Annotated in this window: 3 protein-coding genes and 1 pseudogene; 3 read left to right on the forward strand and 1 reads right to left on the reverse strand. The window is 71.3% G+C overall.

From position 1 onward, the window contains the following. The 3 genes from ACFWOG_RS40205 to ACFWOG_RS40215 form a co-directional block, all read left to right on the forward strand. A partial coding sequence (locus ACFWOG_RS40205; protein ID WP_380364635.1) for a hypothetical protein occupies positions 1-195 on the forward strand: 195 nt, incomplete at its 5' end. 1,081 nt (positions 196-1,276) lie between these two features. After that, positions 1,277-1,663 carry a hypothetical protein gene (locus ACFWOG_RS40210; RefSeq protein ID WP_380364637.1) on the forward strand — a complete coding sequence of 129 codons (387 nt, stop codon included), beginning with the start codon at positions 1,277-1,279 and terminating at the stop codon, positions 1,661-1,663. 175 nt (positions 1,664-1,838) lie between these two features. After that, complete coding sequence (locus tag ACFWOG_RS40215) at positions 1,839-2,642, forward strand: LytR/AlgR family response regulator transcription factor (RefSeq protein ID WP_380364639.1); 804 nt, start codon at positions 1,839-1,841, stop codon at positions 2,640-2,642. Positions 2,643-3,183: 541 nt separating this feature from the next. Here the strand turns inward: ACFWOG_RS40215 and ACFWOG_RS40220 are convergent. Continuing rightward, positions 3,184-3,341 (reverse strand): annotated as a pseudogene (locus ACFWOG_RS40220) (IS3 family transposase); the annotation flags it as partial. Positions 3,342-3,408: the final 67 nt, after the last annotated feature.

Raw genomic sequence — 3,408 nt, forward strand, 5'->3', positions numbered from 1 at the left:
CCGATCGCCAAGCCGAAGCAGATCAAGATCGTCGGCGAGCTCCCGAAGACCCGCTCCGGCAAGATCATGCGCCGCCTGCTGCGCGACATCGCCGAGGGCCGCGAGGTCGGCGACACCACCACGCTGGCCGACAGCTCGGTGATGAGCCTCATCCAGGCAGGCCTCGCCGACTTCCCGGCGCAGAGGCGACGCTGACGAAGCAGGCTCCCGCACTTGCGAGTCGTTGGGGGGCCTGCTCGGCTCCGCCCGGGCGCTCCCGTGGGCCCGTGTCGACTCGTCACGGCCGAGCACCTCGGCAGCCAGATGCCCGAGGCACTCACGCCGACTCCTCCTCCGCACAGGGGAACTCGGTGGCGGGCCCGGCACCCTCCTTGATCCCGTCCCGAGTCGTCGCCGTCACGGAGTGCCGAAGTCGTCGGAGGCGAGTTCGGGCGCTGCGGCGAGGCCGTGGGACCGGCAGCCCGCGTGGGCGGCGAAGAGCTCGATCATCTCGTCCTGGATCGGGGTGGAGGGAACGGGGAATGCCGGCCACCGGCACGGTCTCGTAACCGCTTGTGGCGGTGTTGCGACCGGCGGTGCTGACGCGCCCGTACGGCGTCAACGGGCTCGCGGCTCACTCACCGGCCCCGGCCGGATACGCGAGGAAGCGGCCAGCCAGCCGGGTGCGCGGGCGCGGCCGAACTCGCCCTGTGGGTCTGCTGGTCCGCCGATCCCCTGCCGCTGCCTCACCGGCGCGTCCTGGGCCTGCGCCGGGGCGCGGCCCGGCACCCGTCGCTCGCCGGGTCTCCTCGCCGACATCGCCCCGGTTCCCGGTTGACGCCATCCCCGTCCCCAGCCGACCGCTCGGCGCACCACTGGCCGCACGATGCGACCGTTCGTCGCACCTCCCGCCCCGGTGACTATCGGTGCGGGCCTTCGCGGGCTGGGATGGACCGTAGGCGCGGACGAGTTGGGCGGCAAAGGGCGACGACCGGTGAGCGGCCCACCCTGGACATCCCGCGCTGCCGCCCCGCTCGGCGTCCGTGCGCGTGCTTCCGGCACCTGACCCCGGCGGTCCCGGATCCACCGCCGGGCGCGGCCGGAACCGTTCGGGCCTTGCGTACCGGAGGCAACAACCAATCCGTTCGTGTTCCACGCTCTGTGTTGGCCGGCTCACCGTCCGCCGGGCGGCCGCGGGACAACGGCATCGTCGGCATGACGGCACGTCCTGAGACGAGTAGGTGAAGACAGCATGCTCACGTTCCCCCGACAGAGTGTCGGTCATGGACGGCCCGCCATGTACCTGCGGTGTTACCCCTATGACAGCACGGCGATGGAGTGTCACCGCCGTGCGCTGGGACGGCTCGCACACTGGCACCGCCTACCCGAGCCGGTGGAGTACCTGGACAACGGCCGCCGGGCGGTCGATGGCCTGCCGCAGCTGGAATGCCTCTTGTGGTCCATCGAGCGCGGCTGGATCGCCACGCTGCTCGTACCGGGCTTCTTTGTGTTCGCGCTGGACGACGGCGAGGCCCGGAACGTGGCCGGTTGGCTGCGCGGGCTCGGCTGCCGTCTGATCGAACTCCCTCACCTCGGCGTCCTCCCGGTAGCCGACGTCCCCGGACCGCGTGCGTTCCGTGCGGTGCAGGCCAGGCCGCTCGCGCCGCAGCGGGGAGCGGCGTGAGTCGGCGCCCGGTGCGGCATGCTCCCACCCGTCCGGGGCCGCCGAGCGTGTCGAGGGCGGGCACCCCGGCCGGGACGGACGGCCGGCGGAGATATCTCACAGCACCCGGTCGGCTCCACCGGGGCAGGAAGCGCGGCCTGAGCCCGGTGCCCGCTGCACCCGTAGAATGGGCGGCATGCTGCGCGTACTGGCTGTCGACGACGAGAAGCCGGCGCTGGAGGAACTGCTGTACCTGCTGCGCTCCGATCCACGGGTCGAGAGTGCCGAGGGGGCGACCGACGCCGCCGAGGCCCTGCGCCGCATCAGCCGAGCGCTCGACGCCGGACCCGACGGTGCGAACGCTATTGATGTCGTCTTCCTGGACATACACATGCCGGGGCTGACCGGGCTCGACGTGGCCAAGCTCCTCGCCGGTTTCGCCCGCCCTCCTCTGATCGTGTTCGTCACGGCCCATGAGAACTTCGCCGTCAAGGCGTTCGATCTCAAGGCCGTCGACTACCTACTCAAACCGGTGCGGCGCGAGCGGCTGTCGGAAGCGGTGCGTCGGGCGAGCGACTTGGCCGAGTCCGTGCGCGAGGAACCCGTCCCGGCCGAGAACGCGCGGACGCAGCCCTCGGCCACGGGAGCCACCGTGACCCATGACGCGTCCGAATACATCCCGGTGGAACTCGGAGGTGTCACCCGGTTCGTCGCGGTCGGCGACATCGCCTACATCGAGGCCCATGGCGACTACGCACGGCTGCACACGGCCGAGGGCAGCCACCTCGTGCGGATTCCCCTGGGCACGCTGGAGGAACGCTGGGCCTCCCGTGGCTTCGTGCGCATACACCGCAGTCGCCTCGTCGCTCTCGGTCGCATCGACGAACTGCGTCTGGACTCCGGGACCACCACCGTGCGCGTGGGAACGGCGGAACTCGCGGTCAGCCGCCGACACGCCCGCCAGCTGCGGGATCTGCTGATGCGCCGCGCGCGGGGCTGACCCCCGACGCCGTTCCCCTGGCGCCCCGGCACCTGTCCGGCCCACGTCATGAGCCGCCCGTCATGTCGGACGGCACGCCCGGCGACGCGAGAGGCCCGTCGGCCGAACGGCCGCCCGAACCGCTGGTCCAGGCCCCCTGCCAGCGCTACCCGTGATCATCGAAAACGGTCGAGGGGGTCGGATGTCCGACATGGAAGTGTTGCTGCACGAGCTCCGCGGACTGGCGGAGCCGGTCCTCACACCCGGATGTGTCACCGCGCTCCTCGCCGGGGCCAAGGCCGCGGCCGGCCGCCGGGCCAATGTCCTCGACCACACCGAGGAGGCGCGCGCGGCCTCCTCGGCCCGCACTCGGAGACGGCCCTCGAAGCCCTCGTTCACCGGGCCGAGGAATCGTTCGTGGAGCTGGAGATCACCTTGGCCGCCACCCGAGGCACTTCGACCTCCTACGCCGCCGCATCCTCCTATCACCATGATCAGCCAGCCAAGACCCCTGAATCAGCGACAGAGCCCGGAAGTTGAACCACTTCACGTGAACGAGGCCACGCTGGACGCCGAACTCGGCCCGGTGAGTGGAGATGAAGTCCCAGTGGCGGTCCCTCACTTCATCTCCCGTGCGAAATACGCGGCCGCCCGGCGCAGGATCTCCTTCTCGACCTGCCAATCGCGCTCGGCCCTGCGAAGCCGCGCGAGCTCGGCCCGCTCGCCATCGTTCAGCGCCGACCCTGGCACCGCAATCCCGGCGTCAGCGGCCCGCACCCAGTTCCGC

The organism is Kitasatospora sp. NPDC058406, from assembly GCF_042722765.1.
Classification (GTDB): domain Bacteria; phylum Actinomycetota; class Actinomycetes; order Streptomycetales; family Streptomycetaceae; genus Kitasatospora.